At 71.4% G+C, this 25933-nt stretch carries 26 protein-coding genes; 13 read left to right on the top strand and 13 right to left on the bottom strand.

Annotated elements, in window-relative coordinates:
• Window positions 1–25: 25 nt before the first annotated feature.
• The 5 genes from ACWD3I_RS32140 to ACWD3I_RS32160 are packed head-to-tail and all read right to left on the bottom strand — an operon-like array spanning window position 26 to window position 5627.
• Window positions 26–1171 carry an ROK family transcriptional regulator gene (locus ACWD3I_RS32140; protein WP_365414060.1) on the bottom strand — a complete coding sequence of 382 codons (1146 nt, stop codon included), beginning with the start codon at window positions 1169–1171 and terminating at the stop codon, window positions 26–28.
• Entirely contained in the window at window positions 1165–2535 is a 1371-nt protein-coding gene (locus ACWD3I_RS32145; protein ID WP_451084236.1) for a carboxylesterase family protein, read from the bottom strand. Before ACWD3I_RS32145 ends, ACWD3I_RS32140 begins: the two co-directional genes overlap by 7 nt.
• Window positions 2536–2540: 5 nt before the next feature.
• On the bottom strand, window positions 2541–3422 hold the full coding sequence (locus ACWD3I_RS32150) for a carbohydrate ABC transporter permease (protein ID WP_365411548.1): 882 nt from the start codon (window positions 3420–3422) through the stop codon (window positions 2541–2543).
• The gene (locus ACWD3I_RS32155) at window positions 3419–4321 is read right to left on the bottom strand and encodes a carbohydrate ABC transporter permease (protein WP_365411551.1); all 903 of its coding nucleotides are present in this window, start codon (window positions 4319–4321) and stop codon (window positions 3419–3421) included. Before ACWD3I_RS32155 ends, ACWD3I_RS32150 begins: the two co-directional genes overlap by 4 nt.
• A gap of 7 nt (window positions 4322–4328) precedes the next feature.
• The gene (locus ACWD3I_RS32160) at window positions 4329–5627 is read right to left on the bottom strand and encodes an extracellular solute-binding protein (protein WP_365411554.1); all 1299 of its coding nucleotides are present in this window, start codon (window positions 5625–5627) and stop codon (window positions 4329–4331) included.
• Window positions 5628–5842: 215 nt separating this feature from the next.
• On the opposite strand from ACWD3I_RS32160, the gene ACWD3I_RS32165 reads away from it, so the two are divergent.
• Window positions 5843–6304: a hypothetical protein gene (locus ACWD3I_RS32165; protein WP_365411557.1), complete on the top strand. Its 462-nt coding sequence runs from the start codon at window positions 5843–5845 to the stop codon at window positions 6302–6304.
• On the opposite strand, the gene ACWD3I_RS32170 is transcribed toward ACWD3I_RS32165, so the two are convergent.
• Window positions 6305–7177 carry an alpha/beta fold hydrolase gene (locus ACWD3I_RS32170; RefSeq protein ID WP_365411560.1) on the bottom strand — a complete coding sequence of 291 codons (873 nt, stop codon included), beginning with the start codon at window positions 7175–7177 and terminating at the stop codon, window positions 6305–6307. It lies immediately after the preceding gene.
• A gap of 117 nt (window positions 7178–7294) precedes the next feature.
• On the opposite strand from ACWD3I_RS32170, the gene ACWD3I_RS32175 reads away from it, so the two are divergent.
• The 5 genes from ACWD3I_RS32175 to ACWD3I_RS32195 all read left to right on the top strand — a co-directional run bounded on the left by ACWD3I_RS32175 (window position 7295) and on the right by ACWD3I_RS32195 (window position 13572).
• The gene (locus ACWD3I_RS32175; RefSeq protein WP_365411563.1) at window positions 7295–7807 is read left to right on the top strand and encodes a hypothetical protein; all 513 of its coding nucleotides are present in this window, start codon (window positions 7295–7297) and stop codon (window positions 7805–7807) included.
• Window positions 7808–7889: 82 nt separating this feature from the next.
• Window positions 7890–8516 carry a hypothetical protein gene (locus tag ACWD3I_RS32180; protein WP_365411566.1) on the top strand — a complete coding sequence of 209 codons (627 nt, stop codon included), beginning with the start codon at window positions 7890–7892 and terminating at the stop codon, window positions 8514–8516.
• 57 nt (window positions 8517–8573) lie between these two features.
• A complete protein-coding gene (locus ACWD3I_RS32185) occupies window positions 8574–9293 on the top strand; it encodes a DUF1775 domain-containing protein (RefSeq protein WP_365411569.1) in 720 nt (239 codons plus the stop codon).
• A gap of 274 nt (window positions 9294–9567) precedes the next feature.
• Window positions 9568–10539 carry an NAD(P)-dependent alcohol dehydrogenase gene (locus ACWD3I_RS32190; RefSeq protein ID WP_365411572.1) on the top strand — a complete coding sequence of 324 codons (972 nt, stop codon included), beginning with the start codon at window positions 9568–9570 and terminating at the stop codon, window positions 10537–10539.
• A 177-nt stretch (window positions 10540–10716) separates the two neighbouring features.
• Window positions 10717–13572, top strand: coding sequence for a carbohydrate binding domain-containing protein (locus tag ACWD3I_RS32195; protein ID WP_365411574.1), 2856 nt, complete (start codon window positions 10717–10719; stop codon window positions 13570–13572).
• Between the two features lie 45 nt (window positions 13573–13617).
• Here ACWD3I_RS32195 and ACWD3I_RS32200 read toward each other — a convergent pair whose 3' ends face one another.
• A complete protein-coding gene (locus ACWD3I_RS32200; protein ID WP_365411577.1) occupies window positions 13618–15780 on the bottom strand; it encodes a glycoside hydrolase family 36 protein in 2163 nt (720 codons plus the stop codon).
• 109 nt (window positions 15781–15889) lie between these two features.
• On the opposite strand from ACWD3I_RS32200, the gene ACWD3I_RS32205 reads away from it, so the two are divergent.
• Window positions 15890–17008 (top strand): LacI family DNA-binding transcriptional regulator, encoded by a 1119-nt coding sequence (locus tag ACWD3I_RS32205; RefSeq protein WP_451084237.1) that lies wholly within the window; start codon window positions 15890–15892, stop codon window positions 17006–17008.
• On the opposite strand, the gene ACWD3I_RS32210 is transcribed toward ACWD3I_RS32205, so the two are convergent.
• Complete coding sequence (locus tag ACWD3I_RS32210; RefSeq protein ID WP_365411580.1) at window positions 16984–17508, bottom strand: MarR family winged helix-turn-helix transcriptional regulator; 525 nt, start codon at window positions 17506–17508, stop codon at window positions 16984–16986. The genes ACWD3I_RS32205 and ACWD3I_RS32210 overlap by 25 nt on opposite strands.
• Before the next feature lie 39 nt (window positions 17509–17547).
• On the opposite strand from ACWD3I_RS32210, the gene ACWD3I_RS32215 reads away from it, so the two are divergent.
• The 4 genes from ACWD3I_RS32215 (at window position 17548) to ACWD3I_RS32230 (ending at window position 20855) form a co-directional block, all read left to right on the top strand.
• Window positions 17548–18465 carry an EamA family transporter gene (locus ACWD3I_RS32215; RefSeq protein WP_365411583.1) on the top strand — a complete coding sequence of 306 codons (918 nt, stop codon included), beginning with the start codon at window positions 17548–17550 and terminating at the stop codon, window positions 18463–18465.
• A 20-nt stretch (window positions 18466–18485) separates the two neighbouring features.
• Complete coding sequence (locus ACWD3I_RS32220) at window positions 18486–19289, top strand: class I SAM-dependent methyltransferase (protein WP_365411586.1); 804 nt, start codon at window positions 18486–18488, stop codon at window positions 19287–19289.
• Window positions 19290–19312: 23 nt separating this feature from the next.
• Window positions 19313–19981 (top strand): hypothetical protein, encoded by a 669-nt coding sequence (locus ACWD3I_RS32225; RefSeq protein WP_365411589.1) that lies wholly within the window; start codon window positions 19313–19315, stop codon window positions 19979–19981.
• Window positions 19982–20513: 532 nt separating this feature from the next.
• The gene (locus tag ACWD3I_RS32230; RefSeq protein ID WP_365411592.1) at window positions 20514–20855 is read left to right on the top strand and encodes a hypothetical protein; all 342 of its coding nucleotides are present in this window, start codon (window positions 20514–20516) and stop codon (window positions 20853–20855) included.
• Between the two features lie 206 nt (window positions 20856–21061).
• Here ACWD3I_RS32230 and ACWD3I_RS32235 read toward each other — a convergent pair whose 3' ends face one another.
• Entirely contained in the window at window positions 21062–21526 is a 465-nt protein-coding gene (locus ACWD3I_RS32235; RefSeq protein ID WP_365411595.1) for an ArsI/CadI family heavy metal resistance metalloenzyme, read from the bottom strand.
• A 28-nt stretch (window positions 21527–21554) separates the two neighbouring features.
• Window positions 21555–22919, bottom strand: coding sequence for an FAD-dependent oxidoreductase (locus ACWD3I_RS32240; protein ID WP_451084238.1), 1365 nt, complete (start codon window positions 22917–22919; stop codon window positions 21555–21557).
• Between the two features lie 79 nt (window positions 22920–22998).
• On the opposite strand from ACWD3I_RS32240, the gene ACWD3I_RS32245 reads away from it, so the two are divergent.
• Complete coding sequence (locus ACWD3I_RS32245) at window positions 22999–23367, top strand: ArsR/SmtB family transcription factor (RefSeq protein ID WP_365404935.1); 369 nt, start codon at window positions 22999–23001, stop codon at window positions 23365–23367.
• Here ACWD3I_RS32245 and ACWD3I_RS32250 read toward each other — a convergent pair whose 3' ends face one another.
• Both ACWD3I_RS32250 and ACWD3I_RS32255 read right to left on the bottom strand, forming a co-directional pair.
• Complete coding sequence (locus ACWD3I_RS32250) at window positions 23368–24111, bottom strand: MIP/aquaporin family protein (RefSeq protein ID WP_365404932.1); 744 nt, start codon at window positions 24109–24111, stop codon at window positions 23368–23370.
• 28 nt (window positions 24112–24139) lie between these two features.
• Window positions 24140–24454 (bottom strand): ArsR/SmtB family transcription factor, encoded by a 315-nt coding sequence (locus tag ACWD3I_RS32255; protein ID WP_365404929.1) that lies wholly within the window; start codon window positions 24452–24454, stop codon window positions 24140–24142.
• A gap of 19 nt (window positions 24455–24473) precedes the next feature.
• Between ACWD3I_RS32255 and ACWD3I_RS32260 the strand changes: the two genes are divergently transcribed.
• Complete coding sequence (locus ACWD3I_RS32260; RefSeq protein ID WP_365404927.1) at window positions 24474–24899, top strand: arsenate reductase ArsC; 426 nt, start codon at window positions 24474–24476, stop codon at window positions 24897–24899.
• Window positions 24900–24922: 23 nt separating this feature from the next.
• Here the strand turns inward: ACWD3I_RS32260 and ACWD3I_RS32265 are convergent, their stop codons facing one another.
• Window positions 24923–25852, bottom strand: coding sequence for a LysR family transcriptional regulator (locus tag ACWD3I_RS32265; protein ID WP_365404924.1), 930 nt, complete (start codon window positions 25850–25852; stop codon window positions 24923–24925).
• Window positions 25853–25933 lie beyond the last annotated feature (81 nt).

Consider the following 25933-nt stretch of genomic DNA (forward strand, 5'->3'; position numbering starts at 1 on the left):
GGGGGGCGAGTTGCGGGGATGTGGGTCAAGCGCGTGGGACGAGCGGGCCGAACAGTTCGGTGTCCATGCGGTCGAGGGCCAGTTTCACGGCGCCGACCAGGGCCGCGTCGCGGCCCAGGACGGTGGCGCGCAGTTCGATCCCGGGGGCGCGGGCGTCGCGCATCGCCTCCCGCACCCGGGGCAGCAGCACGTCGGCCGCGTCCTCCAGACCGCCGCCGAGCACGATGAGCGAGGGGGCGACCGTCCACGACAGGATGGTGAGGATCGACGCCATGTTCTCCACGAACTCGTCGACCTCCGCGAGTGCGGACGCCTCACCCGCCCTGGCGGCCTCGCAGCGGGCGAGGGCGACGGCCCGCTGCGCCGGTTCCGGTGAACTCAGCCAGGCCACCGGATGGTTCTCGACCGAGGCCGTCGGTATCGACCGTGCCTCGACGATCTCGCCCGCCGCGCCGTCGAGACCGCGGTGCACGGCGCCGCGTATGAGGATGCCGAGACCGGTGCGGTTCCCGAGGATCGCCCAGACGACGTTGTCGTGGTCGCCGGCCACGCCCCGCCAACGCTCCGCGAGCGCACCGAGGTTGGTGTCGTTGTCCGCGAACCACGGCATCGGGATACGCCGTTCGAGCTCCTCGGGCAGGTGCACACCTTCCCAGTGCCTCGTGTGCACCAGCCGCCGTACGACTCCCTCGTCGTCGATGGCGCCGCCGCCCGCGACCGCTCCGGCGCGCAGCCGGTCCACCGATCCGCCCGCGTCGTCGAGCGCCCGGAGGACCAGCGCCGCCGCGTCGTCGAGGGTGGCGTGCGGGTCCTGGTAGGCGCGCAGCGGCCCCTGCGCCCTGCCGAGAATGCGTCCGCGCACATCGGCGACGACCGCGGACGCGCCCGAGGTGGTGATGCACACGGCCGCCAACAGGGCGTGTTCGGCGCGTAGTTCGTACCGCCGGGCGGGTCTGCCGGCCGAGCCGCTGACCGGGACCCGGTCGAGCTCCGCCACCCAGCCGGCCTCGACGAGCGAGTCCAGGATGAGTTCGATGGTACGGCGGGACAGACCGGCCTGATCGGCCAGCGCGGTGAGCGTCGTCGGCCCGGCCGACACCGCCAGCGCACGCAGGACGACCGAGGTGTTGACGCGTCGCACGGCGCTCTGGTTCATCCCCGACATCAGCACGTCGCCGCCTCCTCGGGCAGCGGCCCCACGACGGGATCGAACACGCCCGTGGTGTCGGCCACCAGCGGTGCGCCGGTACGGCCGTACTCGCGCGCCGGATCACCGGGCGCCCCGGTCGCGCGCGCCCAGTCCGGTTCCTCGCCGTGGAGGAACGCGACCAGGTCGGCGTGCATGGAAGTGGCCAGGTTCTGGGGCGGGTCGATGCCGAGGGCCTCGGCGATCCCGGCCGCGTCGAGTACGTCGAAGAAGTACGGGATGTCGACACAGTGCGCGGCACCGCCGAGCACGGGCGAGGGCCATTCGAAGGAGTACAGCCAGGTTCCGGCGCGGGCGGCGCGACGGGCGGCCGCGGCCCGCGGGCAAGCGGCGCGGAACAGGGCGTCGGTGCGGCGGGTGCCTGCCGCACGGGCTCCTTGAACGGGACCTGGGCCGCTGTCGAACTCGTCCCCCGTCGCGCCGAGCAGCAGCGGTACGTCGTGCCCGTGCACGGCGAGACCCTGGGCGACCGGTACCGGCAGGATGTCGTCGCCGGCGAACGGGCCCAGCACGGGCCCATCGTCGCCTCCCTCGTCCCGCAGGTCGAGGACGGCCCGCTGGAGGTCCGCCACGCTGCGGGTGCCGAATCCGGTTCGCGTCGCGGGCACACCGAGCTCCTCCCCCAGTCGCCCGAGGAACGCGCGTACCGCGCGTGGTTCGAAGAACCCGCCCGACAGACTGACCGCCCGCCGGAAGCGGCCACGGCCGGCCGGCGAGGAGAGCAGCGCGAGCACCGCCGCGCCCCCGGCCGACTGCCCGGCGACGGTCACCCGGTCCGGATCACCACCGAAGGCGGCGATGTTCTCCCGTACCCAGTCGAGGGCGAGCAGCAGATCCCGCAGCCCCAGGTTGGTGGGGACGTCGTCCAGTACGGCGAATCCGTCGACGCCGAGCCGGTAGCCGGCGGTGACGCAGACGACGCCGTCGCGGGCGAAGGCACGGCCGTCGTACCAGGGGCCGGCCGGACTCCCCGCGAGGAACCCGCCCCCGTGGATCCACACCATGACCGGGAAGGGTCCGCGGTCGTCGTCCGCTGCCGGGGCGACGACGCCCAGGTTCAGCACATCGTCTCCCGGCACCGACGGCTCGGGCACGGTGGTCGTGGCGAACAGCGGCACGCGCTGGGCGGTCGGGCCGTGCCGGGACGCGTCGTACGGCTCATGGAACCGTCCGCGTGGGACGGGTGCGGCGAACCGCCGCGCGCCGGTGGGTGGTTGGGCGTAGGGGATGCCGAGGAATCGGTGTATCTGACGGTGGCGGCGACCGGTGATGGTGCCGGCGGGAGCGTGCACGGTGACCGGCTCGCCCGGCGCGTCGAGGGAGTTCATCACGCTCACCGCATTCCCGTTCCCGAGATGCCCTGTACGAAGTAGCGCTGCAGGAAGAGGAAGAGCAGCAGCACCGGCAGCATCACGACGATCGCACCGGCGAGGAGCAGGCCGTAGTCCTTGACGTTGGCGGCCGCCTGGCTGGTGGCCGCGAGGCCCACCGGCAGGGTGTAGGTGTCCATGCTCTGGGCGACGATGAGCGGCCAGATGAAGTTGTTCCACGAGGCGAGGAACGACATGATCGTGATCGTCGCGACGGCGGGGCCTGCCAGTGGGAGGAAGATCCTGAAGAAGATGCGGAACTCGCCGGCGCCGTCGATCCGGGCCGCTTCGAGGAGTTCGTCGGGGATCGACATCGCGTACTGCCGCATGATGAACACGGACAGCGGCATCGCCACGCCGGGCAGGGCGATCCCGGTGAGGGTGTCCGCGAGACCGAGGTCGACGGTGATCACGAACTGGGTGACGAACACCGCGGTGAACGGCACCATCATCGCCGCCATGACCGCGCCGAACGCGAGCCGCTTGCCCGCGAAGTCGAGCTTGGCGAGCGCGTATCCGGCGGCCGACGCCGCGACGATGTTGCCGACCACGACGATGGCCGCGACGACGACGCTGTTGACCATGAACTGACCGAAACCCTCGGTGCGGAACAGCCGCAGGAAGTTGTCGAAGGTGACGTGGTCCGGGAGCCAGGCACCGGGGTCGGAGCGGATCTCGTCGAGGCTGCGCAGCGAGCCGCTGACCACCCAGAAGAAGGGCAGCGTCGTGAGCAGCGCGCACAGCACCAGCGCGCCGTACAGCAGTGGTCGGGCCACGGGCCGGCGGCGCGGGGCGAGACGGTCGGTGGTGGTTGACGTGTTCCGCGACGCGGCGAGAGCGGTCATGTGCGGGGCCTCAGCAGTCGGAACTGGACAAGACTCACCAGGGCCACCAGGACGAGCATCACGAAGGACGCGGCCGAGGACATCCCGAACTCGCCGGCGCCGAACTGGTGGTAGGTGTACAGCGCCACGGACTCGGTGGAGCCGAGCGGGCCGCCGTCCGTGAGCAGGTAGGGCTCGTCGAAGACCTGGAGGTAGAAGACGGTCAGCAGCACCGACACCATCAAGGTGGTGGGCAGCAGCAGCGGAAGGGTGATGTGCCTCAACTGCCGCCATTTTCCTGCCCCGTCGAGGGAGGCGGCCTCGTACACGTCGTCCGGGACGGCCTGCAGACCGGCGAGGAACAGCACCATCGCGGTGCCGAAGTTGCGCCAGACGCCGAGCAGGATGACCACGGGCATGGCGAGGTTCGGGTCGTCCAGCCAGTTCGGTCCGGCGAGGCCGACGGCGCCGAGCCCTCTGTTGACGGTGCCGTCGGCGTAGAAGGCGTACTGCCAGATCAGGGCGACCGCCACGACGTTGGTGACGACCGGCGCGAAGAAGAGCGTGCGGAAGGTGCCGCGCAGGCGGCGGATGCCGGAGTTCAGCGCCACGGCCAGGGCGAAGCCGATCAGCATGGTCAGCGGCACGCCGACGGCCACGAACAGGGCGGTGTTCAGGATGTCGCGCAGGAAGCTGTCGTCCTGGAACAGCCGGACGAAGTTGTCCAGGCCGGTGAAGTCGACCGCGAACGGATGCCTGAGGTCCGTGCCCCGCAGATCGGTGAGGCTGAAGCCGAGCGCGGCGACGGTGGGGACGGCCGTGTAGACCAGGAACACCACGGCGAACGGCGCGAGGAACAGCCAGGCGACGGCGGTACGACGGGCGCGACGGCGGGTGCCCAGGACAGGGGTGGTGGTCATGGGCGGCTCACTTCGCACCCGTGCCGAGGCTGTCGGCGTACGACTGGATGTCCGCGGCGGCCTTCTCCGCGGTCGACGTGCCCCTGGCGACGGCCTCCATCTCCTTGCCGATCCGGGTCGCGACCTGCTGCCAGGTGCTGACCTGCGGGAACGTCCGGGTGTTCTTGAGCTGAGTGAGGAAGGCGTCGAGAAGCGGCTGCCCCTTGATCGCGGAGTCGTCCCAGGCGGAGACCACCGCGGGCAGCGAGCTGTACGCCTTGTACTGCGCGATCTGGGTGCTGGGCTGCGCCATGTGCCGGACGAGCTTCCACGAGGCGTCGGCGTTGCCACTGCCCGCGAGGACACCCCAGCTGCCGCCGGCGGAGAAGGAGACGCTGCCCGAGGACCCGGCCGGCAGGGGCGCGGTGGCGACGTGGGACACGGTCCAGCCGTCCTTCTTCGCGGCGGTGTCGAGCTGGCCGACCACCCACGGGCCGGTGATCATCGTGGCGGTCTTCCCGCTGACGAAGTACGGCTGCGCGTCGAGGAAGGTGGGCGTCGCGGTGTCGGCGACGCCCGAGGAGAAGAACGACGCGTTGTACTCGAGCGCGTCGATCATCGCCGGGGTGTCGACTGTCCACTTCCCGCCGGAGGAGAGCAGCGAACCGCCCGCCTGCCATGCGTACATCGCGACGTCCTGGCCGTTGAAGATGTCCCACCCGATGTCGGCCGCGAGTCCGTGCTGGGCGCCGGCGCTTTGGAGGGCCTTGAAGAACGGCACCATCTCGTCCCACGTGGTCGGCGCCGCGACGCCCGCCTTCTTGGCCAGATCGGAGCGGTACACGAGGGCGTACGTGTAGGCGTACCAGGGCACCGTGTAGGCCACGTCGTCGACGACGCCCGCGTCCCAGAGGCTCTTGAAGAAGCTGTTCGGGTCGACGAGGCCGCCCGGCACCGGCCGGAGGATCGACGGGTCGAGGAACTGGGCCTGCGACTCGGGGAAGAACTGGGCGATGTCGGGCCCCTTGCCCGCCGCGACCGCCGACTGCAGTTTGGTGTAGTAGTCGGCGTTCGGGATCAGGGTGAACTTCACGGTGACGTCGGGGTTGGCGGTCTTGAACGGCTTGATGACCTTGTCCAGCACATCGGCGTCGCCCTGAGCGGCCCAGACGGTCACCGTGCCCTTGGCCGGGGAGTCGTCCACGCGCTCGGCACTGCCGGTCGCCGCGCTGTCGTCATTGCGCCCGCAGCCCGCCAGGGGAAGGGCGCAACCGAGAGCCATACCGGCGGTCAGCCGCAGGGCACCGCGTCGGGTGAGGTTGGGCACGAAAGCCTCCTGTCTCAGGGCAGCGCTGGGAACGCTGCGGACAGCGGTGGGATTTTCGGGGGAAGTAGCCAATTCGGCGCGGTGGATCCCACGAGTCGGGTGGAATCCGTGCCGCTGACAGCGACGCTACGAAGGATGTGTTTCGGCCACGTGGCGAGGTCGGCCCCGAATAATTTCGGAACTTGTAGCGAAATCACTGTTGCCGGACTGCGGCCATGGGATCTCGGACCACTTCGGGACCGGCCGTGCTGTCCTTGGCGGGCGTCGCGTTGGGCGCGGCAGGCACCCTGTTCGGCCAGTACCTGGTCTCGCGCGGGAACGCACGCCAGGTGCAGGGCCAGGAGTCGGCCGCACATCGCGCCGAGCTCAAGGGCGTGATCCTGAAGTTCCTGGGCGTCCCGCTCCAGGTGAGGAAGGCGGCGCCGGCCCCCAGCGACGGGGATGACCCGCCCGAAGGACTGGTCGAGGAGCTGTGGCTCGCCCACGCCGAGCTGGACCTGACCGCCCGCACCGAGCCGTTGCGTGGCGCCGCCTGTCGTTTCGCCGCGCGGCTCACCGAGGCCTCCCGGAGCCCTGCCGTCGACGCGGCCGCACCGCACCGGGCGCAGGTCGAGTTCATGGATGCGGCCTACGTCGATCTCTGGCCCGGGCAGCGGCGGGATTCGGCCGCGCTCTGATCAGCCCTTCGCCGTGTGCTCCAGGATCGCCTCGGCGAGCGGGGCGTGGACCTGGGGTGGGAGGGCGTGGCCCATGCCGGGGATCTCGACGAGGCGGGCGCCGTGGATCGCCTGGGCGAGGTGGTGGGCGTGCGGGGGTGGGGCGACGGGTTCGGCCGGGGCGGAGATGACCAGGGTGGGGACGTCGGTGCGGGCGAGCGGTTCGGTGCGGTCCATGCCGGAGGTGTCGGCACGGGCGTGTGCGGTGCTGGTGGCGTGGTGGCCGGTGTGCTCGATGATCTTCTGTTCCAGCGCGCGGGCGTATGCGGCGTCGAAGGGCAGCTGGTCACCGCCCAGGGCCCGCCAGTGCTCGACCCGGCGTTCCAACTCGGCCTCCGGGCCCCGGTCCCCCGCCGGGCGGGACCACAACTCCAGGAGATGCGGGGCCACTCCGGGAAGCTCCTCCGGCGGGGTGCGGGTTCCGTCCGAACTCACGTAGGGGATGGTGCTGAGGGCGGCGGTGCCGATCAGTGTGGCGCTGAGGAGCCGGTCGGGGTGATCGGCGACGAGGAGTTGGGTGAGCATGCCGCCCAGTGACATACCGACGACGTGGGCGCGTTCGACACCGAGCCGGTCCAGGAGCGTGACGGCATCTTCCGCGAGTCGGGTGAGCGGGTAGGGCTGTTCGTCGAAGCGCCAGGTCGAGCGGCCGGTGTCCCGGTGGTCGTAGCGGATGACGTGATGGTGGGTGCCGAGCGCGTCGACCAGTTCGTCGGGCCACCCCAGCCCCGACGCCTGCGCACCCATGATCATCAGCAGCGGGGGCGCGCCGACCGCGCCGCGATCCTCCACCCACAGACGCACACCGGGGGCCACATCGACCATGCGTTCCATGTCTGCGCTCCTCACACCCATCAAACAAGACGAGACGTACCGTATCGCATAGTCCCACGCGATGCTCCCCGCCGACCAGGTTTGCCGATTCCCGCCGCCCGTCCGTAAGTTGACCTGATGGGCCTTTTCGACAAGCTGACCGGCACGCGCCACCCCGACAGCGGCATCGCGCCGCGTTCCGCCGAGGAGGTCCGGGCCGCACTGCTCGCCGTCAACAAGCCTGACGTGCCGTACGTCGTGCGCAACGCCCGGCCCGACGAGCGTGCCGACCTGGTCGCGGAGTGGCGGATCGAGGAACCCGCCTGGCACACCTTCTTCGCCCGATCCCAGCTCACGTCGACCCTCAGGACGCGGATGCGCCTGGTCCCGGACGACCAGGAGGTGCGGGCGGTCGACGAGCAGTGGCAGGTCACCTGGGTCGGGGACACGCCCCGGCTGGCCATCTCGCGCGAGTACTCCCGCGGGCAGGTCTCCGCGGTCAGCCGGCAGTGGACCTACGAGCGCGGGGACGACGGCCGGATGCACAAGACGGAGGTGTTCCGCTTCGATCCCGCGGACCTCAAGGATCCGCTGCGCGCTGCGGTCCTCGGCGCGGGATGGACGTGGCGCGGTGTGGTCTTCAAACTGTGACGCCCTGACAGGTCCGAGGCGTCCGTCTCATTTGCCGACCGGCCTGCGCACCGGGCAACCCATGGCCCAAGATGAGCAGGTCATGCACCCACCCGCCACGCACCGTCCAGCGCCCCTGCCCGTCCTGCGGGCCGCGGTGTTCGCCGTCGTCGGCACGGTGCTGGGGGTGAGCGCCCACCATCTGGCCGCCGAGGGCGCCGTACCGTGGGCGCGGGGCTCGGCCGTGGCCGCCGCACTCTTCGGTCTGGGGCTGGTCGGCGTCCGCCGTCCCCGGCGGATGGGAACGGTCGTGGCCTGCAGTGTCGTAGGCCAGTCCGGGCTGCACCTGTGGCTGACACTCGGCGCGCACCCACAGCCCTCCGCCCACCAGCACGGTCACCACATGCAGGGCGCCCACCCGGCCTCGTACGACTCCGTGACCATGGCGGCGGCCCATGCCGTGGCCGCCGTACTCGTCGCGGTGCTGCTGCACCGCGCGGACGCGGCCTGCTGGACCCTCGCGCGTGGCGTGGCCGCGGTGCTCGGCGCGGCGCGCGCCCATGTCGCCGCCGCGCGTACGTTGTTCACACGGCCTCGGACGGCCGTGCGGCTCTGGCCGCCGGTTCTCGTGCCGATGGAGACCGGATGGTCCGCGGCCACCGGTCCGGTGCTCTCGTATGCGGTGATACGGCGCGGTCCTCCCGCGTCCGGGTCGGCTGAAGTCAACTGACCCAGCCGGGAGGCCTGTTCCGGCCGCCCCGGCGAACCCCCCTGCCTGGAGACACCCATGTCCCGCACCACCCGCCGCCTCGCCGTCGCCTCCGCGGCCGCGGCAACCGCCGTCCTGCTCACCGCCGTTCCGGCCACCGCCCATGTGGAGGTCGAGGCCGACGGCGCACAGGCCCTCGCCCAGGACGTCGAGCTCACCTTCACCGCCGAGTCGGAGTCGGCGAGCGCCGGCATCACCCAGCTCCGGGTGATCCTGCCCAAGGGCATCACCCCGTCCGACGTGACGTACGAGGACGGCCCCGAGGGCTGGAAGTTCGCCACCACGGACGACGGTTACACCGTCAAGGGTCCGGCCGTGAAGGTCGGTGGCGACGCCGAGCACTCGGTCGTCGTACGGCAGCTGCCCGACGCGAAGGAGCTGGTGTTCAAGACGCTCCAGACCTACAGCGACGGCAAGGTCGACCGCTGGATCGAACTGGGCGAGTCCGACGACGGACACGGACACGGGCACGGCAACGAGGCCCCGGTCCTCGAGCTCAAAGCGGCCGCGCCGGGCGCGACCACGGTCAGCCCCACGCCGAGCACGTCGCCGACCCCGACGCCGACACCCACCGCCACGGAGAGCCGCGTCTCCCCCACTCCGCAGGCGGCCGACACCGAGCAGGACGAGGACAGCGGCCTGTCCACGGGCGCGTGGATCGGCATCGCGGCGGCGGTGCTGCTCGTGGCCGGGGCGGTCGTCCTCGTCGTACGCCGACGGGGCGGCGCTCAGCAGTAGTGCGGCGGCACTCTCCAAGGGCCCTCGCAGCCACGGCAGTTCGTGCGGGGGCCCTGCCTCAGAAGTTCTTGACGAGCAAGGTCGCCAGCCACAGCGCGACCACCACCGCGGCGAGCACTCCGACCACCTGGACGGCCCGGACAGGAATCCTGCGCATCGCGTCCACCCTCTCCTCGACTCCTGACGCAGTCCTACCCCGAGCACTGGCCGGCGGCACGGTTCACCGCGACGATCCCAGGGAATCCCGACCAATCGGCGGTCAAGGAGAGCCCCTGTGAAGGCCATCGTCCAGAACGCCTACGGCTCCACCGACACACTGCACCTGCGGGACATCGACCGTCCCGTGCCCCGCGACGACGAGGTGCTCGTCGAGGTGCGGGCCGCCGGCGTCGACCCGAGCGTCTGGCACCTGATGACCGGACGGCCCTACATCGCCCGGCTCAGTCCTCAGCTCGGGCTGCGCCGCCCCGCCCACACCGTGCGCGGCTGGGACGCCGCCGGACGTGTCGAGGCCGTGGGCGCCCAGGTGACCGCGTTCAAGCCCGGCGACGAGGTCTTCGGCCAGTGCGACGGCTCCTTCGCCGAATACGCGCGCGGCAAGGCCGAACAGCTCGCCGCCAAGCCCGCGAGTCTCTCCTTCGAGCAGGCCGCCGTCCTGCCCGTGTCCGGCGTCACCGCCCTCCAGGCCCTCGACGTGGCGCGCCCCCGACCAGGGCAGAAGGTCCTCGTCATCGGCGCGTCGGGCGGGGTGGGCACGTACGCCGTCCAGCTCGCGGCGCACTACGGCGCCCAGGTCACCGGCGTCTGCGGCCCCACGGCGGCCGACCTGGTCCGCTCGCTCGGCGCCACCGACGTCGCCGACTACACCCACGAGGACATCACCGACCGGCCCGTCCGCTACGACCTGATCGTCGACGCCGCCGGCAACCGTTCCCTCTCCCGGCTGCGCCGTATCCTCGCCCCGCGCGGCACCGCCGTCTTCGTCGGCGGCGAGGACGCGGGCCCCGTGCTCGGCGGCCTGGACCGGTGGGTCCGCGGTCTGGTCCTCTCCGCCTTCGTCGGGCAGCGCCTGCGACCGGTGTTCGCGGTCACCCGGCAGCAGGACCTCCTCACCCTCAAGGCCCTCGTCGAGACGGGCGCCATCACTCCGGTCATCGACCGCGCCTATCCCCTGGCCGAGGCGGCCGACGCCGTACGCCACCTGGAGAAGGGGCATCCGCGGGGCAAGTTGGTCGTCACGGTCTGATCGCGTAGGCCAGTAACCGTTTGCCCACAGACGCGGGATCCCGCCCTGGGGTCCGCTTCGGCTGCCCAGGTTTTCACAGCTGCACGGCCATTGACCGCTCCAGATCCCCGTCACTAGCGTGGAATACGTTTACTAAACGCATCGCTTTCTCCCCGCACAGCCGAGAGGACCGCCGCCATGCCCGAATCCCTCCACCGCAGATCCCTCCTCAAACTGGCCGCGGGAACCGCGGCCGCCGGATGGCTGTGGCAGGGCGGCTCCGCCCAGGCGGCCGAGGTCGAAGCCGGCGCCGGGACCGCACGGACCGGCACGGGACCGCTCGACACCCTGGTCCTCGGCGACAGCGCCTCGGAGTCCGCCCACGGACTGACCACCACCCGCTCCGACGTGGTCACCGGCGGCCTCGACCAGGTGGCGCGCATCCTCAACGCCCCGCAGACGGCGGGTTTCTGGGGCGGCACGCTGTCCGCGACACTGGCATGCCGGCCCAAGGGCCCCACCTACGTCACCGTCAAACTGTGGGGCTCGGACAGCGGCGCGGCCCTCGGCCGGCTCCAGCTCTTCGCCGAGGGCAAGCAGGTCGGCCACTACCACCTGGGCGCCGTCGACCCCCTGGACATCGCGAGCGACGACCCGCGCACCCCGGACCGGTTCTTCTTCCACACCCTCCCGCTGCCGCTGAACCTCACGACGGGCAAGGAGTCGATAGCCCTGGAGATCCGCTCGACGGGCCGCATCGCCGGCTACGCGGCCACGGCCGAGGCCTACTACAAGGCCATGGAAGGCCCGAGCCGCACGGTCTACCGCCTCTACACACACAGCGCCCCGCACTTCGACCCGGCCGCCGACGACATCACCGGCACCCTGCCCGCCCCGGCCGCGCGCACCTCCCCCGGCGCCGAGATCGTCGGCACGATCAACGACCGCATCCTCACCCGGGCCGCGTCCGAGGCCTCCCGCACCAGCGCCCAACTCGACCTGTGGTACCTGGACTTCCTCGCCCGCGCCTACCGCATGCCGGCGACCGCCGCGTATGACAACGTTGCCGTACCACCTCAGATCGCCCGCAGTCTGGACGGCGTCTACGGGAAGTACCTCGCCGACTCCACGGTGATGACCGGCTCCAGCCAGCAGTGGATGGGCCTGGGCCGGTCGGGCCTGGTCCTGCTCGCCCTCGCCGACGAACTGACGCCACTCCTGGACGAGCCGGTCCTCGGATCGCCGTACGGACTCACCAATCCGGGCTTCGAGTTCGGCACCACCGGCTGGAAGGCGACAACCTGGTCCGGCAGCGGCACCGCCTCACGGGACACCACCGTGTACCGGACCGGCCACGCCTCGGCGAAGGTGACCATCCCGAGCGCCGGCACGGTCGGGTTCAGCACCTCGGCCAAGATCCCGGTGGACCAGGGCGGTTACACCTACGGCGCCTGGACCAGGACGGAGGGCGCCGGCACCGACAGCGCCTACCTGGACATCCTGTTCCACGACGCGAGCGGCACGGTTGTCGGCACGGACAACAAGGTGTACGCCTCGGCCGGCACCCACGACTGGGAGCACCTCACCGCCACGCTCACCACACCCGCCTCGGCCACTCAGGTCACCGTCAGCGTACGGCTGTCGGGAGCGGGCACCGCCTGGTTCGACGACCTGACCGTGACCGAGCCGGCCGGCTCGTCGTACGCGCCCGTGCTGCGCAGGGACGCCTGGGCGAAGATGCTGCTGGACAGCCGCGAGTACTGGCGGCAGAACTTCCCGCAGTACACCAACCAGGCGATCATCTGCGCGATCGGCCTCTACCTCGCCGACCGCGGCCTGAGCTGTCTCGGCTCGAAGGATGCCTGGGGCGAGAAGAAGGCCCGGGACTACATCTACCAGTCCGTCGGCCTGGTCCCCTGGCTCGGCCCGGAGACCGCGGACGGCACCCCGACCAGGCCGCTGGGCGGCTCGTACCACCAGGTCACCAAGAAGGGCATCTCCAAGGAGCTGGGCTACGCGGGCAGTTACGGCGAGCTCCAGGAGTGGCTGTCGTTCGTGTACGACGCGGTGACCGGCATCGGCGGCGTCGAGGACCGCACGCTCCGCGACCACCTGGTCAAGATGGCCAAGGCGCGCGCGGTCTTCCGTCATCCGTCCGTGGACCGTGACGGTTACCGGGCCATGCGTCTGGAGACCGTCGTCGGATGGCGGGACAACGAGTACCCGGGCAAGGTCGCCTACGACCAGGACGCCAAGTGGGACGGCCACGCACTGAAGATGGCCGCGCAGATCAAGGACCCGGACCTCACCTCGTACGCGCGGCAGTCCCTCACCGACGGCCAGGCCTTCCAGTCCCTCGCGGACACCCACGCGGCGACGGTCTCCGCCCGGACCAACCTCAACCTCCTGAGCACCGCCGACGACTACGCGTACATCAGCACGGCCTCCGGCAGCGGAGCGCGGCTCCCCATGACGCCGGGGGCGCCGGACTTCGTCTTCGCGGACGAGGAGAACGGCCTGGTCGCGGTCAAGCACGGCGACGAGATCCTGTACGCGTGCCTGTACTGGCGGGCCCGCTGGGGCGTCAACCGCCTCGCCCGCGTCCACCACATCACGGCCGAGGGCATCGAGCGGTCGGCGACGGTCTGGCAGGACGTCAAGTACGTCGCGGACGGGCGGACCTTCACCGAACCCGACTGGGTGAACTGGGAGTTCACCGTGAACGACCTCGCCATCCCGGACGGCGGCTTCATGCCGCCCGGCGACACCTTGCAGCAGGCGTTCGCCGGGCAGGTGCTCCCGCTGGCCAAGGCTCCGGACGACGTCCCGGAGCGGGCGCCGGGCGTGGAGAGCCCGTACGCCGGACGGGCCTCCTTCTACCGGTGTGTGTACGGCCCGTATCTGATCGCCATGAACACCTCGGAGGACCGCACCCACACCTTCAGCACGAAGGGTTTCGGCGCGTCGAGAAACCTGGCGACCGGCGCGAAGGTGAGCGGGAACGCCGCGTTGCACGTGAAGCCCGGCACGACCGTGGTGCTGTGCAGGCGTTGACCGACCGGCGATGGCCCTGCCGTCCCGACGACAGGGCCATCGGCGTCAGAAGGTGATCAGGACAGCGGACCGCTCGGCCGGCAGACTCACCCGCAGAGCGCGGTCGTCCTCGTTCCACTCCAGTCGCGCGGGTTCACCCGCCTCGAACAGCACCCGCGGCCGGCGGGCGACCGAGGGCACCGTCACCGACTCGGGTGCCCCGTCGCGCCGCCACAGCGCAAGGAGGGTCGTTCCGTCCTCGGCGGTCAGCGCGAGGGCGAGCCGGCCGTCCCGCCAGCCCGGCAGACCCAGCGGCCAGTGGGCGTGGGAGGTGGGCAGGAGGTGGCGGTAGGTCTTGTACGTCGCCAACGCCTCGCGCACCAACGCCATCCGCTCCTTGTCCAGGAGGTCCGGGCGGCCGCTGAGATGGACGCGGCCGAGCAGCGCCGACACCAGGACCATGCCGAGTTCGGCGTCGGTGTGCTCAGGCTGCGGGTACGCCCAGATCGCGGCCTGCTCCGGGGTGACGGCCGTGGGTGCGGCGGCCGCCACCGCGGGGATCAGACGGAAGTCCTGCTGGTCGGTGACCGAGTGGACGGACAGCCGGGACAGGATCGCGTGGTCGGTACGGCTGCCGCCCGCCGCACAGCTCTCCAGCACCAGGCCGGGGTGGCGGTCGAGGACGCCGTCGAGCCAGTCGAGGTAGGCACGGTTGTGGCCGAGGAGTCCGTCGCCGGGGCTGCGGGTCCCGTCCGGGCCGTCGGTGCCCGCGCCGATGTCGATGTTGTAGTCGAGCTTCAGATAGCCGACTCCGTAGTCCCGCACCAACCGGTCCACCACGGCGTCGAGTTGGGCGCGGGCTGCCGGATGGCTCAGGTCGAGCTGGTGACGGCCCCACTCGGCCACGCGGACGCCGTCCCGGCGGAAGAACGCCTCGTCGGGCAGGGCGGCCGCGACCGGGCTGCGCACGCCGACGACCTCGGGCTCCAGCCACAGGCCAGGCGTCATACCCCGGGCACGGATCCGGTCGAGGACCTCCGACAGCCCGCCGGGGAAGCGGGACCTGGCCTCCTGCCACTCCCCCACCGCGTTCCACCAGCCGGGGACTCCGCCCGGGCCGACGGTGCCGGGCGGTTCGGCGTCGAACCAGCCCGCGTCGATACAGAAGACCTCGGCGCCCGCCTCCGAGGCGGCGTCGATCAGTGGCAGCAGTGCCCCGGTGCTGGGTTCGCCCATCAGGCTGTTCATGAAGTCGTTGAAGACGACGGGAAGTTGTGCGAGGTCGGGGTGGGTGCGGCGGGTGGCGCGGCGGTGGCCGGTCATGGCCCGGACCGCGGCCTGGAAGCCGCCTTGGGCGACGAAGGCGAGTGCGGCCGGGACCGTGCGGAAGGACTCTCCGGGCTCCAGACGGCGGCGCCACTGGTGTTCGCGGTCGGTCGGACCGGCCAGGGTCAGATACAAGTCGTCGAAGCGGTCCGCGAGTTCGGCGTGCCAGGAGCCGTTGTGCTCGATCTGCCACAGCAGGGCGCGGCCGGTGCCTGTCTCCTCCAGGCAGCCCATGGGAAGGTGCTCGGACGAGGACCAGGAACCCGTGCTGGTGACGGCGATGCGGTTCTTCGAACCGGTCTGGCCGTACGCGACCATGCCGACGTCGTACAACCCGCGTTCCGCGAGTGTCGCCCGCGTCCAACGGAACTCGCCGCTCCAGGGGTTCGCCGCCAGCCACAGGGACAGGCCGTCCTCCCAGTGCCGGCCTGCCGGCAGGTCGCGGGCGAGGTTGGACAGGGCGAAGGAGGACACGTACTCCAGGCTCACCGGGCTCTCGCCGGCGTTCTCGACCCGTGCCTCGGTGTGCAGCACAGGGATGCCGTCGCGCAGCCGGTACCGGGCCGTGACACGGACTCCGGTCGTCTCGTCGGCCATCCGTATCCGCAGAGTGCGCACCCCCTCGGTGTCGTCCTCGTCGTGGCCGGTGCAGCGCAGGGCGCGGGAGAGGGCTCCGTCCACATGCCGTTTGCCCGAGGTGCCCAGGCGTCCGCCGTCCGTCGTCTGGATCTCGACCAGGGGCAGCGCTCGGTGGGCGAGCAGGGCACAGAGCTCGGGATCGCGCACCGGGTCGGGCAGGGCGGCCGCCTCGTCCACGGCCAGGAGGCGGGCGGGGCCGGTGGAGTCGAGGCGGATGAGCAGGGACAGTGCGTCGCTTCCCCATCGCAGGTGGGTGAGGGTCATGGCGCGGCTCCCGGCGACATCAAAGACGGAGAAAACGTTTACTGCGCGATCACGGTAGTTGCCCGCCGTCCGATGCCGCAAGACACCCTGCGTGCAGTAGCGTCGAGCCGTGACGGACGAGGGAAACAGCACGCGCACGAACCCCACGGCGGAGGGTTCCGGGAGACGGAAACGCGCCAAGCGGGCCCCTCAGGACAGGCCCAGCACGATCCGCGACGTCGCGGCCAGAGCGGGCGTCTCGGTGGCAACCGTTTCCCGTACGCTCGCCGGGAACTACCCGGTCTCCGACGAGACGCGGACCCGTGTCATGGCGGCGGTCGAGTCGCTGCACTACGTGGTCAACGTGCACGCCAAGGCGCTCTCCGGCCGGGTCGCGGGCCCTGTCGCCCTGGTCGTCAAGGACATCACCGGCCCGTCCCTCGCCCATGTCGCCGCCGGGGTGGAGCAGGAGGCGGCCGTCCGGGGCCGGTTGAGCCTGGTGTGCGCCACGCACGACGACACCGCCCGCGAGGACGACCTGGTGCAGCTCATGCGCGAGCAGCACGCGGCCGCGGTCCTGCTCGTCGGGGGCGTGACACCGGACGAGGCGTACACCGCCCGGATGGCCGGGTACGCGCAGGCCCTGGACGCCGCGGGGTCCAGGCTCGTGCTGGTCGGCCGCCCGCCGGTCGCCCCCGGACTGCCGGTGACCGTCGTGGACTACGACAACCGCGGCGGCGCCTTCCAGGCCGCGGCGCATCTACTGACCGCCGGGCACCGGCGCATCCTGTTCCTCGGGGGTGAGCTGGGGCTCACCAGCTCGGACCAGCGCCGGTCGGGCTACCGGGACGCACTGCGGGCGCATGCCGCCGAGCATGTCGAGGACCTCGACACGTCCGGGACGTACACGCGGTCCTCGGGCTATGTGCGCACGCGTGACGCGCTGCGCGCCCGGCTGGAGTTCGACGCGGTGTTCGCCGCCTCCGACATGGTGGCGCTGGGCGCGCTGGCCGCGCTGCGCGAGGCCGGTCTCGACGTGCCGGGTGACGTCTCGGTGGTGGGCTTCGACGACGTGCCGTTCGCCACCGACCTGACGCCGCCGCTGACCACGGTCCGGGTGCCGTACGAGGAACTCGGGCGCACGGCCGTCCGGCTGGCGCTGGAGCGTGAGGACCGGATCGCGGGCGACGACCACGTGGTGCTCAGCACCCAGTTGGTCATCCGTCAGTCGGTGCGCGCGCCCTCCTGACCGCCGGGGGATTCCACCCGGGCGAGCCAGGTCGTGAGGAGCGTTTCGAGAGTCTCGGCCTCGCCGGGTGCCAGCAGGTCCAGGAGTCGGCGTTCGTTGCGCATGTGGTCGGTGAAGGCCCGGTCGATCAGATCGCGGCCGGGCCTGGTGAGGGCGACGATCCGGCCCCGCTGGTCGTCGTCGGCGCGTCGGCGGGTGACGAGTCCGGCGCGCTCCAGGCGGTCGATCCGCTTCGTCATCGCTCCGGTGGTGACCATGGTGTGTGCGGCGAGCTCGCCGGGCGCCCGTTCGTAGGGCTCGCCGGCGCGGCGCAGGGCGCACAGGACGTCGAACTCCCCCTCGCTCAGGCCGTAGTCGCCGTAGACGAGGCAGAGCTCCTCGGTGAGCCGGTCGGCGAGGCGGTGCAGTCGGCCGATCACCCCTTGCGGGGTGACGTCGACGTCGGGCCGCTCACGACGCCAGTCGGCCTGGATGCGGGCTACGCGGTCGGTTTGTTCCATGCGGTCACAATACCTTCCAGGGAAGCTATATTAACTTCCATGGAAGCTAACGCACGCTGGGTGGCGCTGACCGCGGTCGCGCCAGTGGCCTGGGGGACCAACTACTTCGTCACGCACGAGTACCTGCCCGCGGACAGCCCGCTGTACGGGGCCGCTCTGCGGGCACTGCCCGCCGGGCTCGTCCTGCTCGCGCTGTGCCGGAAGCTGCCGCGCGGCGCGTGGTGGTGGCGGTCGGCGGTGCTGGGGCTGCTCAATGTGAGCGTGTTCTTCGTGCTCGTCTACGTCGCCTCCCAACTGCTTCCGACGAGCATCGCCTCGACGGTCATGGCGATGTCCCCGCTGACGATGATGCTCATCGCCTGGCCCCTGGTCGCCGAGCGGCCCGGCCTCGCGCACCTGACCGGTGCGGCGGTGGGGCTCGGCGGGGTGTGCCTGATGCTGCTCACCGGGGAGGGCCGGGTGAACGTGCCGGGCGTCCTCGCCTCGGCGGGGGCAATGCTGGTGTCGGCCTTCGGTCACATCCTGACCAAGCGGTGGAACGCCGGTACGGACGTGCTCGCCTCCACCGCCTGGCAGCTCACCGCCGGAGCGGTGTTCCTGCTGCCGGTCGCCGCGGCCCTGGAGGGCTCACCGCCCGCGCTCTCCCCGTCGGCGCTCCTCGCCTTCGGCTACGTCTCCCTGGTCGCCACCGCACTGGCCTTCACCGTCTGGTTCGCCGGACTGCGCCATCTGCCCGCGGCGACCGTGGGTCTGATCGGGCTGCTCAACCCGGTGACCGGTGTGTTGCTCGGCACGGCCGTCGCGGGCGAGGCGATGACGGGCCGGCAACTGTGCGGGCTGGCGCTCGTGCTGATCGGCGTGGTCCTGGGCAGGCCCGCGCGCCGGGCTCGACGGGACTCCCGTCCGCGAGCCCTCACGCCTCCCGCACCTGAGCCCTCCGCCTGCGATCGCCGGTGAAGCCGGTGCAAGGTTGAGGGGTGACCGAACGAGGCTTCGACGTATGGGCGGCCGGGGACGCGTACGAGCGGTACATGGGCCGCTGGAGCCGACTCGTGGCCGACGAGTTCGTGGCGTGGCTCCCCTGCCCGCCCGGCGCACGGTGGCTGGACATCGGATGCGGCTCGGGCGCCCTGACCTCCACGGTGGCCGCCCGCTGCCGGCCCCGGACGCTGCTCGGTCTTGACGGGTCCGCCGGGTTCGTCACCACGGCCCGCGCCTCGACCGGCGAACCGGCCCGCTTCGCGGTGGCGGACGCCCAGGCCCTGCCGGTGCGGGACGCGGTCTTCGACATGGCCGTCAGCGGACTGGTCCTCAACTTCCTCGCCACACCCGGTGTCGCGGTCACCGAGGCGGCGCGCGCGGTGCGGCCCGGCGGCCTGGTCGCCGCCTACGTGTGGGACTACGCCGAGGGCATGGAGTTCCTGCGCCAGTTCTGGGCTGCCGCGACCACCGTGGACCCATCGGCGGCCGCCCACGACGAGAGCCGCCGCTTCCCGCTCTGCGGTCCCACCGCACTGCGCGACCTGTGGGACGAGGCCGGGCTGACCCGGGTGACGGTCGCACCGATCGACATCACCACTCTCTTCCCCCACTTCGACGACCTGTGGTCCCCGTTCCTCTCCGGCCAGGGCCCCGCCCCCGGTTACGTCGCCACACTCTCACCGGCCACCCGGGAGCGACTGCGCCGGACACTGCGCGACCGGGTGCCGGCCGGGGCCGACGGGACGATCGCGCTGAAGGCCCGCGCGTGGGCCGTACGGGGGAGCAAGCAGGATCACTGACAGCGCCCGATAGTGTCCGCCCGGTGAATCTGAATCTCTCCGACAAGGCGCCCGAAGGACTGACCCGGCGGGCCCGCAGTTTCATCGGCATCCACTGCGTCAGGGTCGACGTCCGACCGAGGGAGCAACACCGTCAGGCATGGCTCGAGTTCGGCATCCCCGCGGAGGAGATCGACCGCGTCGTGGCGTTTCAGCGCCAATGGGGCGGCCTCGTACTGCCACCGTATCCGTGCTACGACGGTGGGCCCGGATATCTCGATCCCGATATACCGGTGCGCTCCGGGGACGAAGGCTGGTGGTTCGAGGCAGGGGACCAACGGTGTTCGGTGCCCTTCTCGTTCATGATCGGACCCGGCGGGGAGTTCGGCCTCCACTCGCACCGCTGGACCGCGCTGCACGAGACGATCGAGGGGTGGGTGGAGTCCCTCGCCCTGGCCCACCACGCGGCCCTGTGGGCCAAGTGCATCACCAAGGTGACCGGCGACGAGGTCGAGGCCATCGCGCTGGACGACTTTCAGCCGGTGCGCGAGGTCAGAGGACTGGCGGACACCTGGTGGCGGGGCACCGACTCGCTCGTGGCGATCTTCAACGGTGAGGCCGACTGTCTTTCGGCTCCCCGGTCCCGTACGGCGTTGATCTACTCCGGCCTCGACGAGTGGGGCCTGAGAGGGGGTGTCGACGACGACGGATGAGCGCCCGGAACCTTGTCCCATATACCCTCCCTGGGTATGTTCCGTCGGGAGGAACTCCCCCACGGCACAAGGAGGGTGAACGCCATGTCCGAGAACCCTGCCGGCGTCGAAGGCTTCGCCGAGGACGGGTACGACGAGGTGCGGCGGGTCTCGCAACGGCTCGTGGACACGGAACGCACCGACTCCCGGGCATGGCGCCAGTCGGTGTTCGGCGCGGTCAACCTCCAGACGACGGCCCCGTACGTCAACTCCTGGGCCCGCGGCTGCGCTCAGAGCTCCTCGCCTCCCAGGTCACCGGCCACGACGAGGTGTTCGGCACCCGCATCACCTGGACGCTCGGCCTCATCCGGGACAAGGGAAAGATCGCCAAGGGCTGCATCGGCGGTTCGGCCGCGTGGTGGTCACTGCGGCACGGCCACGCCTGCGCGTACCTGACCCGCCGTCTGGACGACCACGCGCGCCGCGCAGATCGCCACGGCCCTGGGGGACGACCTGACCGTCGTGGGCGAGGACGCCACGGAAGAATCGCGCCATGGGGATCGATCTGCAGTTGCACAGCGGGCGGCCGCACCGGCCCAAGCGGCGTCAGAAACAGAAGCCGACGCTGATCCGCCAGTCCTACGAGCACGGAGAGACGCTCGCCGGGCTGATCTCCGGGCTGCCGACCAACACCTCGGGCAAGCTCTGGATGGTCGACCCGTACCGCGACACCCTCTTCGACGAGCAGGTGGCCGAGGCCGCTCTCCGGGAGATCCCAGATCTGCTGAACCGCTGCACGGACGGCGCACAGACCGCAGCGGTCCGGGACCTCGCCGCGTTCCTGGAGGCCTGCGCCTCGACTCCCGGCAGCTACCTCGTGTTCGTCGGAGACTGAGCGGTCTCACTCATACGTCGCGGTCCTGCTCACACGTCGCCGAGGAACCCCGGATCGGCCGGGCCCAGCTGCCGGGCGAAGTCGGCGGCCACTCCGAGGACTTCACGCATCGGCACGGCCCGCCAACTGTTCGCGGCGATTCCTTGCTGATCCGGGTACGGGGTCCGGAGCCACGATCGCAGTGGGCCGGACCCGGCAACACCGAATTACGGCCGAGCCGCGGTGGCCGTTTCGGGGGCGGCGACGTCCGTCACGGCCGGGTCGGCGCAACAGGTGCTGCCCCGCTGCTTGGCCAGGGAGTCGGCGTCGGCCTTGACGACGTACACCTCCCAGGGCTCCTGGCCGGGGCCGTGGACCCAGACCTTGTCCTGGAGGGCGTAGCAACAGGTGGTGTCGTTCTCGACGTCGGTGGCCAGGCCTTCCTCGCTCAGGCGGGTGGTGGCGGCGTGGACCGCCTCGGTGGTCTCGACCTCGACACCGAGGTGGTCCATGCGGGTCACCTCGTCCGGGGTGCCTTCGATCAGGACGAGCTTGAGCGGGGGCTCGGCGATGGCGAAGTTGGCGTAGCCGTCGCGGAGCTTGGCGGGTTCGGTGCCGAAGAGCTTGCTGTAGAAGGCGATGGACGCGTCGAGATCCGGGACGCGGAGGGCGAGTTGTACGCGGGATGTCATGGCGAACCTCCTGGTGTGGGTGCGGGGTTCAGCAGCCGCCGGTCGTGGAGGCCGGGGCGCCGGTGCCGATCTGGAGCGTGGTGGGGGTGGCGCAGCATCCGCCGCCGGACTGCTCGGCGTTCTCCGGCTCGTCGAACAGGCCCGCGCCGCCGCAGACTCCGGTCTCCGGCAGGGTCAACTCGACGCGCTCGGCGGCCTCTTGGTCACCGGCGATCGCGGCGGTGACGGAGCGGACCTGCTCGTAGCCGGTCATGGCGAGGAAGGTGGGGGCGCGGCCGTAGGACTTCATGCCGACCAGGTAGACGTCCTGCTCGGGGTGGGAGAGCTCGTTCACGCCGTGCGGGTAGACGGTGCCGCAGGAGTGCACGTTGGGGTCGATCAACGGGGCCAGGGCCGTCGGTGCCTGGAGGCGCTCGTCCAGGCCGAGGCGGAGCTCGGAGAGGAAGGAGAGGTCCGGGCGGAAGCCGGTCAGGACGATGACCTCGTCGATGGGGTCCGTGCGGCGGCCGTCGTCGGACTCCAGGACCAGCCGGTCGCCGTCGTACGAGACGGCCCGTGTGCGGAATCCGGTGATCGCGCTCGCGTGACCGGCCTCGACGGCCGTCTTCGCACGCAGGCCCAGCGCGCCACGCGCGGGCAGTTGGTCGGCCTCGCCGCCGCCGTACGTGCTCGCGCCGATCCCCCGGCGCAGGACCCACACCGCATGCGTGCCGGGGGTGTCGGCGGCCAGGTCGGCGAGGAGGGCGAGGGCGGTGAACGCGGAGGCTCCGGAGCCGATCACGGCGGTGCGCCTGCCCGCGTAACGGGCGCGTACGGCCGGGTCGTCGAAGTCGGGGACCCGGTAGGAGACGCGGTCGGCGGCCGCCTTCTCCCCGAGCGCGGCCAGGCCGTCCGCGCCCATCGGGCTCGGCGTCGACCAGGTGCCGGACGCGTCGATGACGGCGCGGGCGGTGAGGCGTTCCTCGCGACCGTCCGAGGTCTCGATGTGCACGGTGAAGGGCTGCTCGTCGCGGCCCGAGTCGACGATGCGGTCACGGCCGGCGCGGGCGACGCCGGTCACCCGGGCGCCGTAGCGGACCGTGTCTCCGAGGACATCGGCGAGCGGCTGGAGGTACCGCTCGGCCCAGTCGCCGCCGGTCGGGTAGGCGGCGGAGTCGGGGCGGATCCAGCCGGTCGGGGCCAGCAGCTTCTCCGCGGCCGGGTCGACGAGCTCACCCCATGTGGAGAACAGCCGGACGTGCGACCACTCCCGCACGGCGCTGCCCGCGGTCGGGCCTGCCTCCAGGACCAGGGGGTCGAGGCCGCGCTCGACCAGGTGGGCGGCGGCGGCCAGGCCGATCGGTCCGGCGCCGATGACCACGACGGGCAGACGGTCGATGGTGGAGGCGTTCACGAGCGATCCCCTTTGTTTCGACGTTCATCGATATAGAAGCCAGCTTGGCCCCTGATTCGACAAGTGTCAACATAGATGCATGTCGAACACCGAGGCGCTGCCCCTGCTCGAGCCCGAGACCTCCGACACCGTGGCACCGTGCTGCCCGCCCCTGACCGAGCGGCCCCTGACCGCCGAGGAGGCCGAGCGGACCGCCGCGATGTTCAAGGCCCTCGGCGACCCGGTGCGACTGCGGCTGTTCTCGCTGATCGCCTCGCACGAGGGCGGCGAGGCATGCGTGTGCGACATCTCCGACGTCGGCGTCTCCCAGCCGACCGTCTCCCACCACCTGAAGAAGCTCAAGGAGGCCGGCCTGCTCACCTCCGAGCGGCGCGGCACCTGGGTGTACTACCGGGTCGAGCCGTCCGTGGTCGCCGCGATGGGACAAATGCTGCGCACCTTCGGGTGACTACCCGACGGACCGCCCACGTACGAAGATCAGCGCCACCAGCGCCAGTCCGACCACCCCGCCGACGAGTTGGGCACCGACGAATCCCGGCACCGAGCCCGGCGCGATGCCCGCGAACGTGTCGCTGAAGGCACGGCCGACCGTCACCGCCGGGTTGGCGAAGGACGTGGAGGACGTGAACCAGTAGGCCGCACCGATGTACGAGGCCACGGCCACCGGCGCGAAGCGGAGACGGTCCGTGCGGGCGAGGCCGAAGATCAGCAGGATCAGGCCGGTGGTGGCCACCACTTCGCCCAGCAGCAGATGGCCGGCCGAGCGGTCGTGCGTGGACCACTTGACCAGCGGCTCGCCGAACATCGCGTCCGCCAGGACCGCGCCCGCTATCGCGCCGATCAGCTGCGCGGGGACGTACACCGCGACCTCGCGAGCCCTGACACCGTCACCGCCGCGTCGCCCCGTCCACCACTCGGCCAGCGTGACCACCGGGTTGAAGTGCGCCCCTGACACCGGGCCGAGCAGCAGGATCAGGATGCCGAGGCCGAAGACGGTGGCGAGGGAGTTGGCGAGGAGCTGGACACCGACGTCCCGTGTCAGCTCGGTCGCCTGGATGCCGGAGCCGACCACGATCGCGACCAGTGCGGCGGTGCCGAGCAGTTCGGCCGCCGCGCGGGCGGTCAGGGGTGCGGGCCGCGGCGCCGCGGCCGTCTCCGGCTGTGCCGCGGCCGTGGCATCGGTGACGGTCAACGGGACTCCTCACAACGGTCTTCGGGGATCATGGACAGGACCGCCTGACGTTGCTCTCGGCAGTGGCGCGCGCGATCTCCGCCAACTCGGCGAACCCGCCCGCGAGCGAGGCGATGACCTCCGGCCTGAGCCGGTAGTAGGTGAAGCGGCCGCACGGTTCCGTCTCCACCACACCTGCCTCTCTCAGGACCCTGAGATGGTTGGAGAGGTTGGTCTGCTTCGCCCCTGTCTCCTCGATCAGGTGCGTGGTGCAGAGCGTCTCGCGAGCCAGCAGGGTGACGATCCGCAGGCGGAGCGGGTCGGCCAGCACCCGCATCAGATCAGTGTCGACTGATGTCAGCATGGGCTGATACTTTCACACCATGTCCGACACCCCGCTCACCTCCGTGCTCTTCGTCTGCGTCCACAACGCCGGCCGCTCCCAGATGGCCGCCGGTTTCCTGACCCATCTCGCGGGCGACCGGATCGAGGTCCGCTCCGCCGGCTCCGTCCCCGGCGACCAGGTCAACCCGTCCGCGGTCGAGGCGATGAAGGAGATCGGCGTCGACATCTCCGCGGCCCGGCCGAAGATCCTGACCACCGAGGCCGTTCAGGCGTCCGACTACGTCATCACCATGGGCTGCGGCGACGCCTGCCCGGTCTTCCCCGGCAAGAAGTACCTCGACTGGGCCCTGGAGGACCCGGCAGGCAAGGGCGTCGAGGCCGTCCGCCCGATCCGGGACGAGATCAGGAGCCGTGTCGAGGCGCTGATCACCGAGATCGACGGCCGGCGGGACGCGACGCCGTAGCCGTTCGCGACACCCCCGCCGACTCACTGCGCCCAGTGCGGCGCCCAGGTCTCCGCGTCGAGACGGCCCGGCCCCGCGCTGTCGAGGTAGGTACGGAGCCTCCCGAGGGCGGGGTGGGGGTTGTCGGACCGCCAGACCAGTGAGTGCGGGTAGACCGGCATCGGGCCGCGCAGCGTGATGCGGCGCAGGTCCTGGTCGGTGGGCCAGACCATGCGCGTCTGTTCGCCGACCAGGGTGGCCAGCCGCGGGGAGTCGGCGATCGTGTCCAGGAGCGGATCGGTGCCGAAGTCGGGTCCGGTCGCCTCGATGGTGAGGCCGAACTCCGTGGCGAACTCGTCGTAGTAAGCCGCCCATTCGGTACCGGCGACCAGGCCCGGCATCCAGATCCGGTGCCCGGCGAGCTGGGCCGGGGTGACCGCGCGGGCCGTGCACAGGGCGTGCCGCGGTCCGGTCAGCAGCTGGACGGGCTCGTCGTACACCCGCGCCGCGGCGATGCCGTCGGGGAGTCGGCGGGCGGGGACGGTGACGGCGCGGAAGGAGGCGTCGATCGTGCCGGAGCGGATGGCGGCCAGAGCCTCCCTGGCGTCGAAGAGGGTCACCACATCGAGTTCGACCTCGGGACACGCGCGATGGAAGCCGCGCAGCAGTGCGGCCGGGCCCAGCCGGCGGCCGATCACGTCCACGCGCAGGGCACGGGAGCCGGGCCGTACGGAGGCCATGGCCCGCTCCGCGGTGTCGAGGAGCGCCCGGGCATGCGGCAGGAACGCCTGACCGTCGATGGTGAGCCGCACCCCGCGCGGGGTGCGCGTGAACAGTCGTACGGCGAGCTCCTTCTCGAGCGCGGCGACGCGCTTGGAAACCGCCTGCTGGGTGACCGCCAGGGTCGTGGCGGCGTCCTGCAGCCGTCCCGTCTCGGCGGCCGTCACGAACGTCCGCACGGCATCGAGGTCCATGGCGGCCATCGTAGAACCACAACCCATGGTTGTGTCCGAGCCGCTCGGGGGTTGTTTGATCTCTGGATCCGTCGACCGCTT

The sequence above is a fragment of the Streptomyces sp. NPDC002817 genome (assembly GCF_053592055.1).